This is a genomic window from Demequina zhanjiangensis, assembly GCF_030418315.1.
GTDB lineage: Bacteria > Actinomycetota > Actinomycetes > Actinomycetales > Demequinaceae > Demequina > Demequina zhanjiangensis.
In genome coordinates, this window is sequence record NZ_JAUHPV010000007.1 from 55,833 (window position 1) to 76,431 (window position 20,599).

At 70.7% G+C, this 20,599-nt stretch carries 20 protein-coding genes; all 20 read left to right on the forward strand.

Annotation, left to right across the window (positions count from 1 at the left end):
- The first annotated feature begins 23 nt into the window (after positions 1–23).
- The 20 genes from rsmH to QQX04_RS11820 all read left to right on the forward strand — a co-directional run bounded on the left by rsmH (position 24) and on the right by QQX04_RS11820 (position 20,598).
- The gene (gene rsmH / locus QQX04_RS11725) at positions 24–1,013 is read left to right on the forward strand and encodes a 16S rRNA (cytosine(1402)-N(4))-methyltransferase RsmH (RefSeq protein ID WP_301129410.1); all 990 of its coding nucleotides are present in this window, start codon (positions 24–26) and stop codon (positions 1,011–1,013) included.
- Positions 1,010–1,483, forward strand: a complete 474-nt coding sequence (gene ftsL, locus QQX04_RS11730; RefSeq protein ID WP_301129412.1) for a cell division protein FtsL — start codon at positions 1,010–1,012, stop codon at positions 1,481–1,483. The genes rsmH and ftsL overlap by 4 nt, the downstream gene beginning before the upstream one ends.
- Positions 1,483–3,279: a peptidoglycan D,D-transpeptidase FtsI family protein gene (locus tag QQX04_RS11735; RefSeq protein WP_301129414.1), complete on the forward strand. Its 1,797-nt coding sequence runs from the start codon at positions 1,483–1,485 to the stop codon at positions 3,277–3,279. The genes ftsL and QQX04_RS11735 overlap by 1 nt, the downstream gene beginning before the upstream one ends.
- A gap of 11 nt (positions 3,280–3,290) precedes the next feature.
- A complete protein-coding gene (locus QQX04_RS11740) occupies positions 3,291–4,850 on the forward strand; it encodes a UDP-N-acetylmuramoyl-L-alanyl-D-glutamate--2,6-diaminopimelate ligase (protein ID WP_301129640.1) in 1,560 nt (519 codons plus the stop codon).
- Positions 4,851–4,855: 5 nt separating this feature from the next.
- A complete protein-coding gene (locus tag QQX04_RS11745; RefSeq protein WP_367312960.1) occupies positions 4,856–6,253 on the forward strand; it encodes a UDP-N-acetylmuramoyl-tripeptide--D-alanyl-D-alanine ligase in 1,398 nt (465 codons plus the stop codon).
- A complete protein-coding gene (gene mraY / locus QQX04_RS11750) occupies positions 6,250–7,335 on the forward strand; it encodes a phospho-N-acetylmuramoyl-pentapeptide-transferase (RefSeq protein ID WP_301129418.1) in 1,086 nt (361 codons plus the stop codon). The genes QQX04_RS11745 and mraY overlap by 4 nt, the downstream gene beginning before the upstream one ends.
- Complete coding sequence (gene murD, locus QQX04_RS11755; protein ID WP_301129420.1) at positions 7,332–8,693, forward strand: UDP-N-acetylmuramoyl-L-alanine--D-glutamate ligase; 1,362 nt, start codon at positions 7,332–7,334, stop codon at positions 8,691–8,693. Before mraY ends, murD begins: the two co-directional genes overlap by 4 nt.
- Before the next feature lie 26 nt (positions 8,694–8,719).
- A complete protein-coding gene (locus tag QQX04_RS11760) occupies positions 8,720–9,931 on the forward strand; it encodes an FtsW/RodA/SpoVE family cell cycle protein (RefSeq protein ID WP_301129422.1) in 1,212 nt (403 codons plus the stop codon).
- Entirely contained in the window at positions 9,924–11,057 is a 1,134-nt protein-coding gene (locus QQX04_RS11765; RefSeq protein WP_301129423.1) for a UDP-N-acetylglucosamine--N-acetylmuramyl-(pentapeptide) pyrophosphoryl-undecaprenol N-acetylglucosamine transferase, read from the forward strand. Before QQX04_RS11760 ends, QQX04_RS11765 begins: the two co-directional genes overlap by 8 nt.
- Positions 11,054–12,421, forward strand: coding sequence for a UDP-N-acetylmuramate--L-alanine ligase (gene murC, locus QQX04_RS11770; protein ID WP_301129425.1), 1,368 nt, complete (start codon positions 11,054–11,056; stop codon positions 12,419–12,421). The genes QQX04_RS11765 and murC overlap by 4 nt, the downstream gene beginning before the upstream one ends.
- Before the next feature lie 220 nt (positions 12,422–12,641).
- Positions 12,642–13,490 (forward strand): cell division protein FtsQ/DivIB, encoded by an 849-nt coding sequence (locus QQX04_RS11775; RefSeq protein WP_301129427.1) that lies wholly within the window; start codon positions 12,642–12,644, stop codon positions 13,488–13,490.
- Between the two features lie 144 nt (positions 13,491–13,634).
- A complete protein-coding gene (gene ftsZ, locus QQX04_RS11780) occupies positions 13,635–14,801 on the forward strand; it encodes a cell division protein FtsZ (RefSeq protein ID WP_301129429.1) in 1,167 nt (388 codons plus the stop codon).
- A 6-nt stretch (positions 14,802–14,807) separates the two neighbouring features.
- Positions 14,808–15,572, forward strand: a complete 765-nt coding sequence (locus QQX04_RS11785; protein WP_301129430.1) for a purine nucleoside phosphorylase YfiH/LACC1 family protein — start codon at positions 14,808–14,810, stop codon at positions 15,570–15,572.
- A gap of 43 nt (positions 15,573–15,615) precedes the next feature.
- Positions 15,616–16,101, forward strand: a complete 486-nt coding sequence (locus QQX04_RS11790) for a cell division protein SepF (RefSeq protein WP_301129436.1) — start codon at positions 15,616–15,618, stop codon at positions 16,099–16,101.
- A gap of 52 nt (positions 16,102–16,153) precedes the next feature.
- Complete coding sequence (locus tag QQX04_RS11795; RefSeq protein ID WP_301129438.1) at positions 16,154–16,453, forward strand: YggT family protein; 300 nt, start codon at positions 16,154–16,156, stop codon at positions 16,451–16,453.
- A 102-nt stretch (positions 16,454–16,555) separates the two neighbouring features.
- Positions 16,556–18,040, forward strand: a complete 1,485-nt coding sequence (locus QQX04_RS11800; RefSeq protein WP_301129443.1) for a DivIVA domain-containing protein — start codon at positions 16,556–16,558, stop codon at positions 18,038–18,040.
- Between the two features lie 181 nt (positions 18,041–18,221).
- The gene (locus QQX04_RS11805) at positions 18,222–18,674 is read left to right on the forward strand and encodes a TraR/DksA family transcriptional regulator (RefSeq protein ID WP_301129444.1); all 453 of its coding nucleotides are present in this window, start codon (positions 18,222–18,224) and stop codon (positions 18,672–18,674) included.
- Entirely contained in the window at positions 18,671–19,189 is a 519-nt protein-coding gene (gene lspA / locus QQX04_RS11810) for a signal peptidase II (protein WP_301129446.1), read from the forward strand. The genes QQX04_RS11805 and lspA overlap by 4 nt, the downstream gene beginning before the upstream one ends.
- Positions 19,182–20,099, forward strand: a complete 918-nt coding sequence (locus QQX04_RS11815) for an RluA family pseudouridine synthase (protein WP_301129448.1) — start codon at positions 19,182–19,184, stop codon at positions 20,097–20,099. The genes lspA and QQX04_RS11815 overlap by 8 nt, the downstream gene beginning before the upstream one ends.
- Positions 20,092–20,598: a GNAT family N-acetyltransferase gene (locus QQX04_RS11820; RefSeq protein WP_301129450.1), complete on the forward strand. Its 507-nt coding sequence runs from the start codon at positions 20,092–20,094 to the stop codon at positions 20,596–20,598. The genes QQX04_RS11815 and QQX04_RS11820 overlap by 8 nt, the downstream gene beginning before the upstream one ends.
- The last annotated feature ends 1 nt before the right edge of the window (position 20,599 follow it).

Genomic DNA, 20,599 nt, shown 5'->3' on the forward strand with positions numbered 1-20,599 from the left:
ACGACTGAAGGAAGGGAGGGGCCATGGGCCAGGACGCCGCGTCACGGCACGTGCCGGTCATGCGTGACCGGTGCGTCGAGCTGATGGCCCCTGCGCTCCAGCATGAGGGCGCGGTCGCGATCGACGGCACCCTCGGCATGGGCGGCCACACGGAGGCCCTTCTCGAGCGCTGCCCGAGGGCACGGGTGGTGGGAATCGACAGGGACGAGCAGGCCATCGCGCTCGCGTCGGAGCGGCTCGCGCGCTTCGGCGACAGGTTCCTCGCGCACCACGCGACGTACGACGACATGAGCGGCGCGCTCGCCGCGGCCGGTGCCGACGCCGCGGACGCGATCCTGTTGGACCTGGGCGTCAGCTCGCTGCAGATCGACGAGGCCGACCGCGGCTTCTCCTATGCGCAGGACGCGCCGCTCGACATGCGGATGGACCGCTCCGAGCCGCGCACCGCGGCGGACCTCCTCCGCGACGAGGACGAGCGGGAGCTGACGCGGATCCTGCGCGTCTACGGAGAGGAGCGCTTCGCCCCGCGGATCGCCCGAGCCATCGTGCGTCGCCGCGAGACGGCGCCCCTCACCCGCTCCACCGAGCTGGCCGAGCTCGTGCTCGAGGCCATGCCCGCGGCGGCGCGTCACGCGCCCGGCGGTCACCCCGCCAAGCGCACCTTTCAGGCGCTCCGCATCGCCGTCAACCGCGAGCTCGAGGTGCTTGAGCGCGCGGTGCCCGCCGCCGTCGAGTCCGTCGGCGTCGGGGGACGTGTCGTGATCATGAGCTACCACTCGCTCGAGGACAGGCTCGTGAAACGCGCCTTCGCCGCCGGCTCCGAGGTCGACGCGCCCCCGGGGCTTCCCGTCGTCCCCGACGAGGCTCAGCCCTACCTCCGACTCCTCACGCGCGGCGCCGAGAAGGCGTCCGAGCTCGAGGCCCAGGAGAACCCGCGCTCCAAGCCCGTACGGCTCCGAGCCGTCGAGCGGCTGCGCCCCACGCCGCCGTCACGCCTCAGGAGGTCCGCGTGAGCGCCGTTCCGAAGCATCGTCCTGCCCCCGCGTCCCGACCCGCACCGGTGCGCGGGGCTTCCGCGCGCGCCGCCACCGCCGCCGCCGCGACCGCGCCGCGTCGCCAGTCGCCGCGGACCGAGCAGGCAGAGCCGAGCCGCGCCTCGCACCTGCGGGCCGTCGCCGCGCCCCAGCAGGCGCGCTCTCTCGTGCCCTTCGCGCTGCTGTGCATCGGGATCGTCGTGGCCGCGCTGGCCTCGGTCCTGCTGATCAACATCGTCATGACCGAGGGCGCGTACGAGCGTCGCGACCTCAAGCTCGAGATCGCGGACCTCGCTCGCCAGCGTGATGACCTGGTCATGGAGCTCGAGGCGAACGCCGCGCCCCAGCAGCTGGCACAGCGTGCCTCCGAGCTCGGCATGGTTCAGGCGGATACTCTCGGCTCCGTGTTCCTCCAGCAAGGCGTGGTCCTCGAGGCAAGGACGGGCTGATGGCTGAACGCGCCAGGCCGTCGCATCTGCCGCGCGTGGGGCACCCCGTGCGCCGGCAGCGGCTCCTCTCCGTGGCATCCCTCGTCGTCCTGCTCGTCTTCGTCGGCAGGCTGGTCATGGTGCAGGGCGTCGACGCCGCCGAGCTGTCCGCGGAGGCACTCGCAGGGCGCCTCACCACCGCGAGCGTGTCCACCGAGCGTGCGGACATCGTGGATCGCAACGGAGTCGTGCTCGCCACGTCTGTGCAGCGGTACCACGTGGTGGTCAACCAGGAGGAGCTCGCGGGCTGGATGCGCGCGGAGAACGGGCACATCACGGCCGAAGGGCCGCTCGACGCGGCGCGCATCCTCGCGCCCATCCTCGGCGTCAGCGAGAGCGAGCTCGCCGCCGAGCTCGTCGGCGACAGGACCTACGTCTACATCGCGAAGTACGTGACCCCGGAGACCTGGGAGCTGATCGACGACGAGGACATCGCCGGGATCTCTCGGGAGAGCGCCTCGCTTCGGATCTACCCGAACGGCAGCGTCGCGGGCAACGTGATCGGCTTCATGGGCGGACGCTCCGACCAGCCCGGAACCTTCGGCAACGCGGGGATCGAGCTCGCGCTCGAGGACACGCTCGTGGGCGAGGACGGCTCCATCACGTACGAGCGCGGAGGCGGCGGCACGGTCATCCCGACCGGCATCCTCGACGAGGTGGCCGCGCGGCCGGGGGACACCGTGGTGCTCTCGGTCGACTCCGACATCCAGTACCAGGTGCAGCAGATCGTGGACGACGCGGTCGCGAAGACGGGCGCCTCCGCGGGCATCGTGATCGTGGAGGACGTGAAGTCGGGCGAGATCTACGCGCTCGCAGACTCCGACACCGTCGACCCGAACGAGCCAGGCGAGTCCGACGCCGACGACCGGGGATCCCGTGCCGTGTCGACCGTGTTCGAGCCGGGCTCCACAGCGAAGGTCATCACGATGGCCGCCGCGATCGAGGAGGGCACCGCCACACCCACGTCCAAGTACGTGGCGCCGTACGAGTACACGACCGAGAACGGTCAGACCTTCAAGGACTCCCACGAGCACGCGGACCAGCCGCTGACGCTCGCGGGCATCCTCGTCTCGTCGTCCAACACCGGCACCATCCAGGTGGGGCAGGAGCTCGACCTCGCCACCCGCTACGAGTACCTCTCGGCCTTCGGGTTCGGGTCCGCGACGGACGTCGGACTGCCCGGTGAGTCAGGAGGCATCCTGCGCGACTGGCAGAACTGGGACGGCCGCACGGAGTACGCGGTGCTCTACGGCCAGGGCGTGTCCGTGACCGCGCTCCAGACGGCGCAGGTGTATCAGACCATCGCGAACGGCGGGGTGCGGGTGCAGCCCACGGTCGTGTCGGGCTACGAGTCGGCCGACGGCACCTTCACGCCTCGCGAGACCCAGGACGAGACCCGGGTGATCAGCGAGGAGACCGCAGACGACCTCATGAGGATGCTCGAGGATGTCACCGCCGAGGGCACGGGCGGCAACGCACGCATCGACGGCTACAGGGTCGCAGGCAAGACGGGTACCGCCCAGGTCTTCGGCAGCGACGGGAAGCAGAACGGCACCGTCGCGTCGTTCGTGGGCATCGCGCCTGCGGACGACCCGCGTATCGTCGTGTCGGTCATCATGTTCGACCCGAAGACCTCGATCTGGGGCGGCGAGGTGGCCGCGCCGGTGTTCCGCGACGTGGCAACATTCACGTTGCAGTCGCTGGGGGTGCCCCCGTCGACCGGCAAGGCGGACCCGTACCCCACGACCTGGGAGTGAGCTTGACTCAGATGGAGCTGCGGCCCGCACACGCGGAGCCGGTCAGCGTCGCACGCGTCGCGGCGAGGCTCGGCGTGGACGTGCCCGCCGACGTCGCCGCTCTGCAGGTGACGGGAGCGACCGTCGACTCGCGCGAGGTACGCGCGGGGGACCTCTTCGGCGCCTTCCCCGGTTTCAAGGTCCACGGCGCGCGCTTCGGCGCGCAGGTCTCCGGCTCAGGGGCGGTCGCCGTCCTCACGGATGCGGAGGGTGCGGAGATCCTCCGTACCGACGGGGTGGACCTGCCCGTCATCGTCGTGGACGACGCGCGTGCGGCCATGGGCGAGGCCGCGGCGCTCATCTACGGAGACCCGTCCAAGGACATGGCCTTCGTCGGCGTCACCGGCACCAACGGGAAGACGACCACCAGCTACTTCATCGAGTCGGCGCTGAAGAGGGTGCACGCGCGCACGGGCATCATGGGCACCGTCGAGCTGCGGATCGGCGACGAGGCGATCGAGAGCCCGCGCACCACGGTCGAGTCGCCCGTGCTGCATGGCCTGCTGGCGCGCATGCGCGAGGAGGGCGTGACCTCCGCCGTGACAGAGGTGAGCTCGCATGCGGCCGCGCTGGACAGGATCGCGGGTGTGGAGTTCTCGGTCGCCGTCTTCACGAATCTCCAGTGGGACCACCTCGACTTCCACAAGACGATGGACGGCTACCTGGACGCGAAGGGCAGACTGTTCGAGCCCGGGCGCGCGCGCCGTGGCGTGATCAACGTCGACGACGAGTGGGGCCGCAAGCTGGCCGCACGCGTCGAGATCCCGTGCGAGCGGGTCTCCACCCGTCCGGAGGCGCCTCAGGAGGCCGAGTGGATCGTCACGTGGGCCGATGTCGGCCTGGACGGCGTCGGCTCGCGCTTCACGTTCACGGACCCGCAGGGAGTCCAGCATCACGCGGAGAGCCCTCTGCCAGGGCTCGTCAACGTGAGCAATGCGATGGTCGCGATCGTGGCCGCCCACGCGGCGGGCGTGCCGCTCGCTGAGGCGATCGCCGGTGTCGCGGGCGGGCACGAGGTGCCGGGACGGATGGAGCGCGTGATCGAGCGCAGCGACGTGGATCCGCTCGCGATCGTCGACTATGCGCACACGCCTGACGCGCTCACGCTCGCGCTCGAGGGCGTCCGCCCGATCACCCCGGGCCGTCTGATCTTGATCTTCGGCTCCGACGGTGATCGCGACCAGGGCAAGCGGCCGGTGATGGGCGAGATCGCGGCGACGCTCGCCGACGTCATCGTGCTGACGGACGAGAACCCTCGCTCCGAGGAGCCGGCCGCCATCCGCGCCGCCATCCGCGAGGGGATCCAGAAGGTGCGTCCTGAGCTTCACGACGTGCACGAGGTGGAGCCCCGCGTCGCGGCGGTCGAGTACGGCCTCCGGCTCGGACGGCCGGGCGACACCGTCATCGTCACGGGCAAGGGCCACGAGCCGACCCAGGAGATCGCAGGAGTGTTCCACCGGTACAACGACAGGGACGCCTACCTTGCGGCCCACGCCAGGATCGTCGCCGAGCGGAAGGCGGAGCAGCAGTGAGGCCCGTGACAGCGCAGTGGGTCGCGAACGCCGTCGGGGGAGAGCTCGTGGCGGAGGTCGACACGAGGATCACCTCGGTCGAGAAGGACACGCGCCAGATCACACACGGTGCGCTGTACGCGGCATTCATCGGAGAGCGGGTGGACGGGCACGACTATGTGGCCGACGCCGTGGAGGCAGGCGCAGTCGTGAGCCTGGTCTCACGTCCGGTGGCAGCGCCGCACATCCTGGTGGACGACGTCCAGACGGCGCTCGGGGCGCTCGCACGCGCCTACCTCGCGCTCCTGCGCGCCGAGGGCGACCTCACCGTCGTGGGTATCACTGGCTCCAACGGCAAGACCTCCACCAAGGACCTGCTGGCGCAGATCCTGCCCGACGTGGTCGCGCCCGTCGGCAGCTACAACAACGAGATCGGCCTGCCGCTCACGGTGCTTCGTGCCGACGACTCGACGCGCCACCTCGTGCTTGAGATGGGGGCGAGCGCCCCTGGCGACCTCTCCTATCTCACCCGCATCGCCCCGCTCGACATCGCAGTCGTCCTCACCGTCGGCACGGCGCACCTGGGCGGCTACGGGTCGCCCGACGCGCTCGCGGAGGAGAAGGCGTCCCTGCTCGACGGGCTCGTTCCCGGAGGCACTGCGATCCTCAATGCAGACGACCCGCGGGTGCTGTCCATGGCGAGCCGTGCGTCGCTCGGCGAGGACGGCCGTCGGGTGCGCCTGTTCGGACTTGAAGGGCAGGGCCCCTCGCTCGACCTCGCCGCCGTCGGGCTCGAGCTCGATCACGGCCGGGCCCGTTTCACGCTGCGCGCCTCGGATCCTGAGCTCGGCGGGCCCGAGCTCACGTTGAGGCTCATCGGCGCGCACCATGCCACGAACGCTCTCGCGGCCGCCTCCGTCGCCTCGGTCTGCGGCATGCCGCTCGACCAGATCGCGTCCTTGCTCGAGGCCGCGGGCCCGCTGAGCCCTCACCGCATGGCGCTGACGGAGCGGGCCGACGGGGTGCGGATCCTCGACGACGCCTACAACGCGAGCCCCGAGTCGATGAGGGCAGCGCTGCGCGCGCTCAAGGAGGTCGCGCAGGGCGGACGCTCGATCGCCGTGGTGGGCGAGATGCGCGAGATGGGCGAGGCCTCTGTCGCGGCCCACGAGGAGATCGGGCTCGACGCGGTGCGCCTGCGCCTGGACCACCTGCTGGTGGTCGGTGAAGGTGCTCGTCCCGCCTACGTGTCCGCGGTGCGCGAGGGCTCCTGGGGCGATGAGGCCGGCTACGCCGCTACGATTGACGAGGCGCGCGCGGTGCTCGCAGAGATGCTGAGGCCGGGGGACACCGTGCTGGTGAAGGCTTCGCAGGGCTCCGGCCTGTGGAGGCTCGCCGACGACCTTCTGGAGGAGAGTGCATGAGGGCGGTAGTCGCCGCAGGCGGGCTCGCGCTGCTGGTATCCCTCCTGGGGACGCCGCTGTTCATCCGCTACCTGACCAGACGCGCGTACGGGCAGTTCATCCGTCAGGACGGACCTGCCTCGCACCATGTGAAGCGCGGTACGCCCACCATGGGTGGCGTCGTCATCATCCTCGCGACGCTGCTGGGCTGGCTCGGCGGCAACGCCTTCATCGGGCGCGCGCCTGACGCCTCCTCGATGCTGGTCGTGTTCCTCCTGGTGGGCCTCGGCTTCGTCGGCTTCCTGGACGACGCGATCAAGATCTCGCAGGAGCGCTCGCTCGGTCTGCGCGCCAGGTGGAAGATCCTGGGCCAGGGCGTCGTCGGCATCGCCTTCGCCGTCATGGTGCTCCAGTTCCCCAACGCCCAGGGGATCACGCCTGCCTCGACCGCGATCTCCTTCCTGCGCGACACATCGATCGACCTGGCGATCCTGGGTCCCGCCCTGTCGGTCATCGCCTTCGTCATCTGGGCGAACTTCCTCATCACCGCCTGGTCGAACGCGGTGAACCTCACCGACGGTCTCGACGGACTTGCGACCGGCGCGTCCCTGATCTTCTTCGGCTCGTACGTGATCGTCGCGATCTGGCAGCTCCAGCAGAACTGCCGCCTCAGCGATGACAGCACGCTCTGCTACGAGGTACGCGACCCGCTAGACCTCGCGATCCTCGCCTCGGCCATCGCGGGCGCCTGCTTCGGCTTCCTGTGGTGGAACACCTCGCCTGCACGCATCTTCATGGGCGACACCGGCTCGCTCGCGCTGGGTGGCGCGATCGCGGGCATCACGATCGTCTCGCGGACCGAGTTCCTGGGCCTCATCATCGGCGGGCTCTTCGTCATCGTGGTCCTCTCGTCCGTGCTGCAGATCGGCTGGTTCAAGATCAGCGGAGGCAAACGCATCTTCAAGATGGCGCCGCTCCACCACCACTTCGAGCTGATGGGGTGGAACGAGGTCACGATCGTGGTCAGGTTCTGGATCATCGCGGGCCTGTGCGCCGCGATCGGCGTGGGCATCTTCTACGCCGAATGGGTGGCGAGCCTGTGAGCATCGCCGGCCTGAGGGTGCTGATCCTCGGCGTCGGCGTCGCGGGGACGTCGGCGTTGCGCGCGTGCCGTGAGGACGGCGCCCACGCGGTGACGGTCGATGCGAACGGCAAGGCCGATCACCGCGACGTATCCGAGCTGGATCTCGCCGAGTTCGACGTCGTGATGGCCTCCGCCGCCTTCGCGCCGCACTCGTCGGCGATCGTGGCCTGCCAGGAGGCGGGCCTGCCGATCTGGTCCGAGATGGAGTTCGCCTGGCGAGTGCGCAGGGAGGGCGTCCCGTGGGTGCTGGTGACCGGCACGAACGGCAAGACCACCACCACGCAGATGGTGGGCGCGATCGCCGAGGCCGGCGGCATGGATGTGGCCGTGTGCGGCAACATGGGCATCCCCGTGATCACCGCAGGACGCGAGGAGCACGACCTCGTCGCCGTGGAGATCGCCAGCCTCCAGCTCCACTTCACGGAGACGCTCTCGCCGCACGCGGCGGTGTGCCTCAACGCCGACGACGACCACACCGACTGGCACGGCACCCTCGAGGCGTACCGGGAGGCGAAGGCCCGCGTGTACCGCCACGTGCAGGTCGCATGCGTCTATCCCGCGGCCGACGCGCTCGTGGAGTCGATGGTCGAGGAGGCCGAGGTCGTCGAGGGGTGCCGCGCAGTGGGCGTCGCGCTCGGATCGCCTGCGCCCTCCCAGCTCGGGGTCGTCGAGGGCATCCTCGCCGATCGTGCCTTCGTGGCCGACCGACGCCGCGAGGCGGCGGAGCTGGGGCACGTCTCCGACCTCGCGCACCTCGTCGCCGGCAGCGTGCCGCCGTACCTCGTGACCAACGCACTCGCAGCAGCGGCGCTCGCGCGTGCCGTCGGCGTCGCACCCGAGGCCGTCGGCGAGGGGCTTCGCGGATTCGCGCTCGACAAGCATCGGACGGCGTTCGTGCGAGAGATCGACGGGGTCTCGTATGTGGACGACTCGAAGGCGACCAACGCGCATGCCGCGATCGCCGCGTTCGGAGGCATGGCCCAGGGAAGCGTCGTCTGGATCGCCGGAGGACAGCCGAAGGGCCAGGAGTTCTCGGCGCTCGTCCAGGCCGTGCGCGACCGCGTCAAGGCGGTGGTCCTGATCGGTGAGGATCCCGCACCGCTCCTGAGCGCCCTCCAGGGACACGCGCCCGATATACCCGTGACCCGCGTGGAGCCGGGGGACACTGTGATGGCGAGGGCTGTCGCATCGGCCCGGTCGCTCGCCGTCGCGGGGGACACGGTGCTGCTGTCTCCGGCGTGCGCATCGTTCGACCAGTTCGCCAGCTACGCAGACCGAGGAGAAGCCTTCGCCGAGCAGGCGAGGTCACTGGAATAGGCGCCCGGCGCCGAGGGGAGGTGGATGTGACCCAGACGGCAGGCCGTCGCAAGGCCGCACCCGCGCCCCAGGGATCCCCGGTCACCACCTACTACCTGTTGGCGGCAGCGACCACGATCCTCATCCTCATCGGACTCGCGGTCGTGCTGTCGAGCTCCTCGATCGCGTCGATCCGCTCGACCGGCGGCAACCCCTGGGCCCTGTTCCTCGTCCAGTTCGCCGCGCTCGTGGTGGGCCTCGCGGCGCTCATCCTCGGATCGCGGATGCCGATCAAGTGGTGGAAGCGCATGACGCCGCTCGCTTTCTACGGATCGCTCGTGCTGCTCGTCATGGTCGCGCTCGCAGGAGTCGCGGTGGGCGGAAACAGGAACTGGATCCGCATCGCAGGCTTCTCGCTGCAGCCCTCCGAGCTCGCGAAGCTGGGGCTCGCGCTGTTCCTCGGGCTCGTGCTGTCACAGATGAGGCACCAGCTGACCAGCCTCAAGGCGGCGCTCGTGCCCGGTGGCATCGCCGTGGCGGCGGTGCTGGGACTCGTGCTGCTCGGCCACGACATGGGCACCGCGATCGTCATCGCCATGATCGCGGCGGGTGCGTACTGGGTGGCGGGCCTTCCCGCACGCTTCTTCGGGCTCGCGGGGATCGTCGGCGCGCTCGGCGCCGTCGTGCTGCTGTTCCAGGGCGAGTCGCGCACCGCGCGCATCAACGTGTGGCTCGCGGACACCTGCGATGCGCAGGCCGACTGCATGCAGCAGACGCAGGGCCTGTACTCGCTCGCCTCGGGCGGGCTGTGGGGGCTCGGGCCCGGTCAGAGCCGAGGCAAGTGGGGCTACCTGCCCGCCTCGGACAACGACTACATCTTCGCGATCGTCGGTGAGGAGTGGGGCCTGATCGGCACCCTGATGATCCTGATCGCCTTCGGCATGATCCTCGTCGCGGTGATGCGACTCGTGCACCGCCACCGCGACCCGTTCGTCCAGATCACCTCCGCGGCGCTCGGCGCATGGATCGTCGGGCAGGCGTTCATCAACATCGCGGTCGTGCTCGGACTCCTGCCGGTGTTCGGCGTGCCGCTCCCGCTCGTGTCCTCCGGCGGGTCCTCCCTCATCGCCTCGCTCGCCGCCCTGGGCGTGCTGATGGCCTTCGCTCGCCGAGAACCCGGCGCCCAGGAGGCGTTCGCCGCCCGACCGTCCATGATCAAGCGCTCCATCGCAGTCGTCTCAAGGGGGCGTCGTGGGTGAACCCCTCCTGCTGGCCGGCGGTGGTACCGCCGGCCACGTCAATCCGCTGCTCGCCACCGCGGCCGAGCTGACCGCGCGAGGCCATGCGCCCGCGGCGCTCGGCACTGCCGAAGGCCTGGAGACGGACCTGGTGCCCCGCGCGGGGCTCGAGCTCTTCACCGTGCCGAAGGTGCCGATGCCTCGACGCCCCTCGGGCGACCTTCTGCGCCTGCCGGCGAACCTCAAGCGCGCCGTCGACGCGGCGTCGGACGCGATCGACGCGATCGGCGCGAAGGCTGTCATCGGCTTCGGCGGATACGCCTCGACGCCCGCCTACCTGGCGGCGCGACGCAAGCGCCTGCCGGTCGTGGTCCACGAGGGCAACATGCGTCCCGGCCTCGCGAACAGGCTCGGAGCGCGCTGGGCGGCCGCGGTCGCGACCACGTTCCCCGGGACCCCGCTCAAGGGTGCCGTGGTGACGGGCCTGCCGCTGCGCGCCGAGATCGGTGAGCTCGCGGAGCGGCTGGCGCACGACGACTCGCGGGCCGAGGCGCAGGCGCTCGCACGCATGAAGCTGGGCTGGGCTCCGGAGACGCCCGTCCTGCTCGTGACAGGCGGCTCCTCGGGAGCGGCGAGCCTCAACACGGCGACGGCCGGCGCCGCGGCCAGGCTGACGGCGCACGGCGTCCACGTGATCCACCTGACCGGCAAGGGCAAGGCCGACGAGGCGCTGCGGGCGAAGGGCGACCTTCCTGCGGCGCATCGCGGCATGTACGTGGTGGAGGAGTATGCGCACGACATGGCGTCGATGCTCTCGGCAGCCGGCGCAGTCGTGGCGCGCTCCGGCGCGGGCATGGTCTGCGAGCTGACCGCGCTCGGCATCCCCGCGCTGTACGTCCCGCTCCCGCACGGCAACGGCGAGCAGGGCCTGAATGCCGGCCCCGCCGTCGACGCGGGCGCGGCGACCATGATCCGGGACGAGGACCTGAACCCGGCGTCGATCGAGATGGCGGCGGAGCGGATGCTGCTTGACCGCGAGGCGCCAGCGCGCATGCGAGTCGCGGCGCGACGCGTGGGCATCGCGAACGGCTCCGCGAGGCTTGCGGACCTGGTGGAGCACCAGCTGACAGGAGAGGAGCAGCCGTGACGGACCGCATCCACTTCATCGGCGTCGGCGGGTCGGGCATGTCCGCCGTGGCGCGGCTGACCGCCGCAACGGGCGTGGACGTCTCAGGCTCCGACGCCAAGGAGAGCGCCTACTTCCTGGCGCTGAAGGCGGCAGGCATGGATGTGCGCATCGGCCACGACCCCGCGCTCGTCGAGGGCGCGGCTGCCGTGGTGATCTCGACCGCGGTGCGCGACTCGAATGTGGAGCTGATGCGCGCCCGAGAGCTGGGGATCCCGGTCGTGCACCGGTCGGAGGCGCTCGCGCGAGCGCTCGACGGGCAGAGGCTCGTCTCGGTCGCGGGCTCGCACGGGAAGACCACCACCTCAGCCCTGACGGCGCACCTCCTGCATGCGTGCGGGATCGACGCGAGCTATGCGGTGGGCGCACGGGTGCTGGGCATCGAAGGTGCGGTCGCCGGTGGCTACGCGGGCGCGAGCGGGATCGGGGTGGTCGAGGCCGACGAGTCGGATGGCTCGTTCCTCCGGTACCGCACCGAGGCCGCGGTGATCCTGAACATCGAGCCCGATCATCTGGACCACCACGGCACCGTGGAGGCCCTTCATCAGGCGTTCGAGGACTTCGCCCGGGGCGCGGAGCTCCTGGTGGCGTGCGTGGACGACCCTGTGGTCAGAGGCATCGCGGATCGGCTGCGGGCCGAGGGCCGCACTGTCGTCGGCTACGGCGTCGCGGATGATGCGGATGTGAAGGTGACCGCCGACGCGCTCGTGCGCGAGGGCGTCGCGTTCCCGATCGCCCCTGCGCTGCCTGGAATGCATCAGCGGCTCAACGCGGCCGCGGCGTGGGCATGCGCCGTGCACATGGGCGCGGATCCGTCGCGGGCCGCTGCGGCGGTGTCGACCTTCGGAGGCACGGGACGACGTTTCGAGCAGCGCGGCGAGGTGGACGGCATCCGCGTGGTCGATGACTACGCGCATCATCCGACCGAGGTCGCGGCGATGCTTGCGGGAGCGCGCAGCGCGGGAGCCGGGCACCTCGTGGTGCTCTTCCAGCCTGCCCTCTTCACGCGCACGCAGCTGCACGCCGAGGGGTTCGGCAGGGCGCTGTCCGTCGCGGACGCGGACGTGGTCCTGACCGAGGTGCACGGCGACCGTGAGGACCCGATCCCGGGGGTGTCCTCCCAGCTGATCGCTGACGCGACCTCGATGCCAGAGAGCTCGACGCTGCACCTGGTTCCCGACCTCGCCGACGCGGCGGCCGAGGCTGCGCGTCTCGCGCGTCCTGGTGACCTGGTGCTCACGGTCGGGTCCGGACCCGTGACCCAGGCCGCTGGCTGGATCCTCGACGCGCTGCGGAAGGGCGAGGGCGGTCTCGCACATGCCTGAGCGGCCCTCGGTCCCGCCTCGTCCGTCAGCGGCGAAGGGGCGCCCGCCGGCCCCTGGCGCCCGGCGGCCTGGAGCGACGCCGGCGAGCGTCGCCCCGCGGGAGGTGCGCGGACGTGGGCCCGAGGCGGAGCGTGGAGGAGCTCGCACGGCGGTCACCTCCTCCGAGGCGCGGACAGGGGAGAGGCGTGGGGGCGCCGTCGAGACGACGGACGCTTCGAAGGTGGACGAGGCCGAGTCCGTCGCGACGCGCCCGGAGGCCACGGTGGAGCCTGCGGTCGATCCGTCGGTGTGGCATCGCACCGAGGCGAAGGCCGCTGATCGGGTGACCCTGCGGATGCAGGAGCGTCTCGCGGAGAAGCGCTCGGTCGAGCGCCGGCGGCTGTGGCGTCGGTGGGGCACGCGCGGGGCGATCGCCGCGGCGGGGCTGCTCGTGCTGTGGGCGGTGGCGATGTCGCCGCTGCTGCGGTTCGATGCGGGTGAGGCGGAGATCTCTGGCCTCGGCACCTACGTCGACCCTGCTGCGGTGGATGCCGTGGTGGCGGAGCACGAGGGCGAATCGCTCGTGCTGCTCGACGTGAGCGGGCTCGTGGACGGTTTGAAGGAGATCTCCGGCGTGGCCGATGCGCGGGTGGAGCGGCTGTGGCCGTCGACGCTTCGCATCTCCCTCGTGACGCGTGAGCCGGTGGCGGCCGTGCCGCAGGCGGACGAGGGCTTCGCGATCGTCGATGACGAGGCGGTGACGGTGGGGATCGTCGAGGAGGCGCCGGACGCGCTTCCCGTGGTGACCGTCCCGTTGGGGGAGGACGGCGAGGCGGTGCTGCAGGCGGTGCTGGGCGTGATCGACGAGCTTCCCGTGGAGCTGCGCGCCGAGGTCGAGGGGATCGAGGCGAGGACGGCCGATTCGGTGAGCTTCACGCTTCGAGATGGGCCGCTGGTCGAGTGGGGCGGTGTGGAGGACTCTGCGACGAAGGCGCAGGTGCTCGCGGTGCTTCTCGACTCGAGCGAGGCCTCGTCCGCAGACGTGATCGACGTGTCGGCGCCCACGTTGCCGATCACGCGGTCGAACTGACAAGCCGGATCGGTGGAGAGCCGATCGGCGCGACACGCGTGTCGCCTACGGTCGTGATGACGCGTGGGGACGTACCTTCGACGTGGATCAACTTGACATAACTATAACCCTCAAGTTGAAGGTTAATGTTTAGGGGAGGCACCCATGGCCGCACCGCAGAACTACATCACCAACATCAAGGTCGTCGGAGTCGGCGGAGGTGGCGTCAACGCCGTCAACCGCATGATCGACGTCGGCCTCAAGGGTGCAGAGTTCATCGCGATCAACACCGACGCTCAGGCGCTGCTCATGTCCGATGCGGACGTGAAGCTCGACATCGGGCGAGAGCTCACGCGCGGCCTCGGCGCCGGCGCCGACCCTGAGGTCGGACGCCAGGCCGCCGAGGACCACGAGGACGAGATCACCGAGGCGCTCAAGGGCGCCGACATGGTCTTCGTGACCGCAGGCGAGGGCGGCGGCACCGGCACCGGCGGCGCGCCCGTCGTCGCCAAGATCGCCCGCAACCTGGGCGCGCTCACCGTCGGCGTCGTCACGCGCCCCTTCGGCTTCGAGGGCCGACGCCGCGCCGACCAGGCGGAGAACGGCATCATGTCGCTCCGTCAGGAGGTCGACACCCTCATCGTCATCCCGAACGACCGACTGCTCGACATCTCTGACGCGCAGCTGAGCGTCCTGGGTGCGTTCGCGGCGGCCGACCAGGTCCTCCAGGGCGGCGTCCAGGGCATCACCGACCTCATCACGACCCCCGGTCTGATCAACGTCGACTTCAACGACGTGAAGTCCGTCATGCAGGGGGCGGGCACCGCCCTCATGGGCGTCGCCTCCGCGCGCGGCGACAACAGGGCGCTCGAGGCCGCCGAGGGCGCGATCTCCTCGCCGCTGCTCGAGGCCTCGATCGAGGGCGCGCACGGCGTGCTGCTGTCGATCTCGGGTGGTTCGAACCTCGGCATCAAGGAGGTCGAGTCCGCCGCCCGCCTGGTGCGTGAGGCCGCCCACGCCGAGGCGAACATCATCTTCGGCACGGTGATCGACGACTCGCTCGGCGACGAGCTGCGCATCACCGTGATCGCGGCGGGCTTCGACGGCGGAGCCCCGCCGTTCCGCCAGCATGACAACGCGCTCGGAGGCTTCGAAGGGTCCGTCCCGGCCCCCGCAGCCGTCGCCGCGGAGCCGGTGTCGGCGCCTGTCGAGGTCCCGGCCATCCCCACCGCCATCGACGCGGAGGAGGCCGAGCCCACGACCGACGCGATCGAGGTGAAGCCGAAGGTCGCCGCCGTCGACGAGCTCGACGTCCCCGACTTCCTGCGGTAGCCGCTGTTGCTCGACGCGGGCCTGCCCGTCAGAGCGTTCTTCACCGAGCGATCAGGCGGCACGTCCGTCGGCGACTTCGCGAGTCTGAACGTCGCGGGGCACGTGGGTGACTCTCCCGAGGCCGTCGCACGCAACCGCGCGCTCGTGTCGGAGCAGGCAGGCGCGCCTGTCACCTTCCTCGCGGCGGAGCACGGCGTCCGGGTCGCGAGGATCGATGCGCCCACGGACTCGCCGCCGGTCGCCGACATCCTGCTCACCACCACACCAGGCGTCGCCCTCGCGGCGATCGCCGCGGACTGCGTACCGTTCCTCCTTCACGACCCCATGACCGGCGCGGTGGCCGCCGTCCATGCAGGCCGTGAGGGGCTCTTCAAGGGAGCGGTCGACGCGGCCGTCGCGGCGATGCTCGACCTGCGTCCGTCGCGGGTCGGCACGGCGGGCATCTCCGCGGCCATCGGACCAGCGATCTGCGGGAGCTGCTACGAGGTGCCCGCGGACATGCGGGCACGCGTGGGGGCGCGCCATCCCGTCGCTGTCTCGTCGACGCGCTGGGGAACGCCGTCGCTCGACATCCCGAGGGCCATCGAGACGCGCCTCGCCGAGCTCGGCATCGATCCGATCGTCAGGCACCGCGCCTGCACGCTCGAGGACGAGCGCTGGTTCTCCCATCGACGCCACGCGCCCACGGGCCGCCACGCAGGGGTGATCGTGTGCGAGGGCCCGGTCGGCGTGTCGGTCCCGCCGCGCCGCGATTCGGAGACCTACCGTTGACACCGATGAGCAAGGACCACCAGCAGGGGAGAGGGGCACGCCGATGAGCGCACTGCGCAAGGCGATCCAGTACCTCGGATTCGACGTGAGCGACCACGAGGACTACGACTACGCCGAGGACGAGCTCGCCCCGGTGACGAACCTGCACGACGTGTCTGAGGCGCGCGAGCAGGCGGCGCGCCGCAGCGGCCCGCAGACCGGCTCGGTGCGTGCCGCCCACCGCGAGCCGCGCCCCGTGTCGCCGCAGGACCTGCGACGCATCCAGACCATCAAGCCGCGCTCGTACAGCGACGCACGCCTGATCGGCGAGGCCTTCCGCGAGGGCGTGCCGGTCATCATGAACCTCACCGAGATGTCCGACGCGGACGCGAAGCGTCTTGTCGACTTCTCCGCAGGCCTCTCCTTCGGCCTGCACGGTTCCATCGAGCGCGTGACCACGTCGGTGTTCCTCCTGTCGCCCGCCCACGTGGAGATCGGCATCGACGAGGAGCCGCACGAGTCCCAGCAGACCTTCTACGACCAGGCCTGACCCTGCGCCCAGCGGTGCAGGAACGGCTCCGGACGTCAGTTAGGCTCGTCGCGTGAGCTTCGTCATCGGCCTGCTTCAGTTCGTCGTCTTCCTGTTCTTCCTGGCATTGCTGGCACGCGTCGTGCTGAGCTGGGTCCAGGTGCTGGCGCGCGACTGGCGCCCCTCAGGCATCAGCCTTGTCATCGTGGAATCCGTGTACAGCGTCACCGATCCGCCGATCCGTCTGCTGCGCTCGGTGATCCCGCCGCTGACGATCGGTCAGATCCGCTTCGACCTGGCCGTGATCATCCTGTTCTTCGTCGTCTACTTCCTGAATGCGCTCCTGGCGATGCTCGCCAGCGCGCTGGGGTAGAAGGGGGACGGCCTGCGCGCTCAAGTGCAGGCCGATACGTAAGTGAGTAGAGTGACTGAAACGACACGCCCGGTTTGTCCGGGCGCAGCGAGGTGGTGAGCAATGGCTTTGCTGACAGCAGAGGACGTGCTGAACAAGGCGTTCTCCAAGACCAAGTACCGCGAGGGCTTCGACCAGGACGAGGTCGACGACTTCCTCGACGAGGTGGCCCACACCATCTCCGTCCTGACCGCGGAGCGTGACGACCTCGCTCAGCGGCTCGCGGCAGTGCAGGCCTCCGGAGGTGCGGTGGCTGCCGCGCCCGCCGGTCAGCCCGGTTCGCTTCTCGAGGCGGCCACCGATCCCAACCAGCCTGGCGGCACCGAGATGGTGGCCATGGCTCAGAAGCTGCAGGACGAGTACGTCAAGGCCGGCGAGGAGGAGCGCGACCGCATCATCGATGAGGCGCGTGCGAAGGCCGACGAGCTGATGCGTCACGCCGAGTCGGACGCCTCGACCCGCATGGACCAGCTCGCGCTTGAGCGCTCGTCCGTCGAGCGCAAGATCGACGACCTGCGCCGTTTCGAGCGCGACTACCGGGCGCGCCTCAAGACCTACCTCGAGAACCTCCTCGGAGACCTCGATCACGGAGCGGCGCCGTCAGGTGCGCCCGCGTCCGGCCCCGCGTTCCCGAGCACGGGCAGCATCGCCGCAGTCGCCGCTGCCGGTGGCCTCGAGGGCGCCGTCGGCGTCGGCGAGGACACGGTGCCGTACGAGGACGAGACCGAGGCTGAGGCAGAGGAGAGCGTCGAGGACACGCCGGTCGCCGACGAGGCGGCCGAGGTTCAGGAGGAGGAGCCGGTCGTGGAGGCCGAGCCCGAGCCCGAGCCCGTGGCTGCCGAGGACGCCGCGCCCGCCTGGTCGGCCGCGATGCCCACGTTCCCGGCGGAGCCCGAGGTCGAGGCCGAGCCGGCGGGCGAGCCCGAGCCGGCGTCGGAGTTCGGCGCAGCGCCTTCGGAGTACACGCCCGCCGCGGCGGAGTACTCGCCCGCCGCGACCGACTTCGGTCAGTTCGAGCCGGCAGCCGAGACCCAGCCCGAGCCGGAGCCCGAGCCCGCAGCAGCGGAGCCTGAGCCGTTCCAGGCGTTCGAGCAGCCCGCTGAGCGTCCCGAGCAGCCCGCGCCCTACCAGCCGCGGATGTTCGCGGCGCCGGAGGAGCCCGTGGCGGCCTCGGAGAGCGAGCCTGAGTCCGCACCTGCAGCGGAGGAGGCGCCGTCCGCCCCCGCACGGCCGTCGCTGTTCTCGACCGCACCGCAGGTCGCCTCGCCGTACACGCCGCAGTTCAGCCCCGCACCGGAGGAGCAGTCCGCTCCGGAGCCCGAGGCACCTGCCTACACCGAGCCGCCCCGCTACGAGGCGCCCACGACGCAGGCGACGCCCATGTGGGCGCCGACCACCTCGGCGGTGCCGCAGCAGCAGGAGCCGGCGCAGGGCTCGGCCCCGTCGGGTGAGAGCCCCGAGGCAGAGGACGAGGCGCAGCCCAAGTCGGACATCTACGACATCCGCTCGATCTTCGGCGATGTGACGCCGCGAGACGAGAACCGCTGACCGCACAGCGATCGACAAGGGCCGGGCGAGTTCGCCCGGCCCTTGTCGCGTCGGCGACGGCTGCGCCCCGAGGAGTGTTCGCCATGCGAGGATGTACGCCGACGGCTGACATGGCGCGTCGCGCTTTGCCTGAGACGCGAAACCGGACTACTCTCGCGTCACTACCGAGAAGAGGTGTGTCATGACCAGCACGGATGTGACGATCATCGAGATCGATCCGGCGGACCTCAAGCCCGCCGCAGTGAAGTCGATGCCGGTGCGGGAGGGCGACGAGCCCTGGAAGATCTCGGAGCTGAGGGACATCGTCGTCCTTCTGAACGCCGACGTCGCCCGCCTGCTCGAGGAGTTCCGCGACACGGAGACCGAGCTCGACGACCTTCTGCACACCTCCGACGGCGCAGGTGACGATCAGGCCGACGCGGGCTCGACCGCTCTCGAGCGCGAGCAGGAGATGTCGATCGTGAACAACACGCGCGACATGCTCGAGCAGAGCGTGGACGCGCTGCGTCGCGTGAAGGCCGGCACCTACGGCGCCTGCCAGGTGTGCGGCAACGGCATCGGCAAGGCGCGCCTGCAGGCGTTCCCGCGTGCCACGCACTGCGTCGTCTGCAAGCAGCGCGAGGAGCGTCGTTGAGCTGGCGGCCAGCCTTCTGGCTGGCCGCTGTTCTCACGGTGGCCGTCGATCAGGCCACCAAGCAGTGGGCGCTGTCCGCGCTCGAGCCGGGTGTCGACCACCCTCTCGTCGGTGACCTGCTCTCCTGGAAGCTCGTCTTCAACTCCGGTGCCGCATTCTCGTTCGGCAACTCGACCACGTGGATCCTCACGATCGTCGCGCTCGCGATGACGATCGGCATCCTCTGGTACGGGCGCCGTGCGGCCGCGACGTGGTCTGCGGTGCTGCTGGGGCTCGGCCTCGGTGGCGCGATCGGCAACCTGATCGACCGCATGTTCCGTGAGCCGTCCTTCGGCCAGGGCCACGTGGTCGACTTCATCAACTACGCGGACTTCTTCATCGGGAACGTCGCGGATATCGCGATCGTGGGCGCCGCCGTGTGGGCGGTCCTGGCGGGCCTGCGAGGCCACCACCTGCTCGCCCCGTCCTCCAAGCCGCACGATACGGTCGTTGAAGGGTCCTCCGACGGTGTCTGACACCCGCTACCTGCCGGTGCCGGACGGCGTGGTGGGGGAGCGCGCCGACGCCGCCCTGTCGCGCATGCTCGGGCTCTCCCGCACCAAGGCTGCAGAGCTCCTCGAGTCCGGGGCAGCGATCCTTGACGGCCGGATCCTCGGCAAGTCGGATCGCCTGACCGACGGCGTGCTCGCGGTGACGATCCCTGACGAGCGCGAGGCCGCGCCCGAGCCTGAGATCCCTGGCGGCCTCACGATCGTCTACGAGGACGAGGACCTGGTGGTCGTCGACAAGCCCGTCGGCGTCGCGGCGCACCCGTCGCCCGGCTGGACCGGGCCCACGGTGGTCGGCGCGCTCGCCTCGGCCGGGGTCACCCTCGCCGACGCCGGCCCCGCTGAGCGCAAGGGCATCGTCCACCGTCTGGACGTGGGCACCTCGGGCCTCATGGTGGTCGCCAAGTCGGTGACCGCCTACAGCAGCCTCAAGCGTGCCTTCAAGGAGCGCACCGTGGAGAAGATCTACCACGCGATCGCGCAGGGCCACCTCGATCCCACCTCCGGGACGATCGACGCGCCCATCGGCAGGCATCCCAGCTCGGACTGGAAGTTCGCAGTCGTCGAGGGCGGCAAGCCGTCGGTGACGCACTACGAGGTGCTCGAGATGTTCCCCTCGGCCTCGCTGCTCGAGATCCACCTGGAGACGGGCCGCACGCACCAGATCCGGGTGCACATGCAGGCGATGAGGCATCCGCTCGTCGGCGATCTCACCTATGGCGCCGATCCTGTGCTGGCCAAGCGGCTCGGGCTGTCCCGTCAGTGGCTGCACGCCCACGAGCTCGCATTCGAGCACCCCACGCGCGGCGGTGAGGTGCGTGTGTCCTCCGAGTACCCGGAGGATCTCGCGACGGCGCTGGAGCGTCTGCGTGGCTGAGCTGCGCGTGCACACGGTGGAGAGCGCGGCGGATCTCGACAAGGCCATCGCGGTGCGCCTGCGCGTGTTCGTGGACGAGCAGGGCTTCGATGCCGACGGCGAGCGGGACGCGATCGACGACGATGCTCGGACCGTGCACGCGCTGTGCGTGGATATGGACGGCGCGGTGCTGGGTACTGCTCGTCTCGTGGCGCCGGGCAGCGACTCGTCGCACGGCGTGGACGGCGGGATCGGCGGGATGAGTGCGGACGCCCCGCACATCGGCCGCGTGGCGGTGGTCTCCGAGGCGCGAGGACGTGGCGTGGGGGTCGCGCTCATGGAGCTCCTGGAGGCCGTGGCGCTCGAGCGCTTCGGAGTGGACGGCACGGTGCGCGTGGAGGTCAGCGCCCAGCGGCAGGCGATGCCGTTCTATCTCCGCCTTGGCTACGTGCCCTTCGGCGATGCCTACCTCGACGAGCACGTCTGGCATCAGGACGCCGTCAAGACGATCGGCGCCTGAC

Excerpts from the sequence above, each read along its gene's own strand:
- rsmH (WP_301129410.1), top strand. The coding sequence starts at position 24 with ATGGGCCAGGACGCCGCGTCACGGCACGTGCCGGTCATGCGTGACCGG.
- QQX04_RS11735 (WP_301129414.1), top strand. The coding sequence starts at position 1,483 with ATGGCTGAACGCGCCAGGCCGTCGCATCTGCCGCGCGTGGGGCACCCC.
- QQX04_RS11740 (WP_301129640.1), top strand. The coding sequence starts at position 3,291 with ATGGAGCTGCGGCCCGCACACGCGGAGCCGGTCAGCGTCGCACGCGTC.
- mraY (WP_301129418.1), top strand. The coding sequence starts at position 6,250 with ATGAGGGCGGTAGTCGCCGCAGGCGGGCTCGCGCTGCTGGTATCCCTC.
- ftsZ (WP_301129429.1), top strand. The coding sequence starts at position 13,635 with ATGGCCGCACCGCAGAACTACATCACCAACATCAAGGTCGTCGGAGTC.
- QQX04_RS11790 (WP_301129436.1), top strand. The coding sequence starts at position 15,616 with ATGAGCGCACTGCGCAAGGCGATCCAGTACCTCGGATTCGACGTGAGC.
- QQX04_RS11800 (WP_301129443.1), top strand. The coding sequence starts at position 16,556 with ATGGCTTTGCTGACAGCAGAGGACGTGCTGAACAAGGCGTTCTCCAAG.
- QQX04_RS11805 (WP_301129444.1), top strand. The coding sequence starts at position 18,222 with ATGACCAGCACGGATGTGACGATCATCGAGATCGATCCGGCGGACCTC.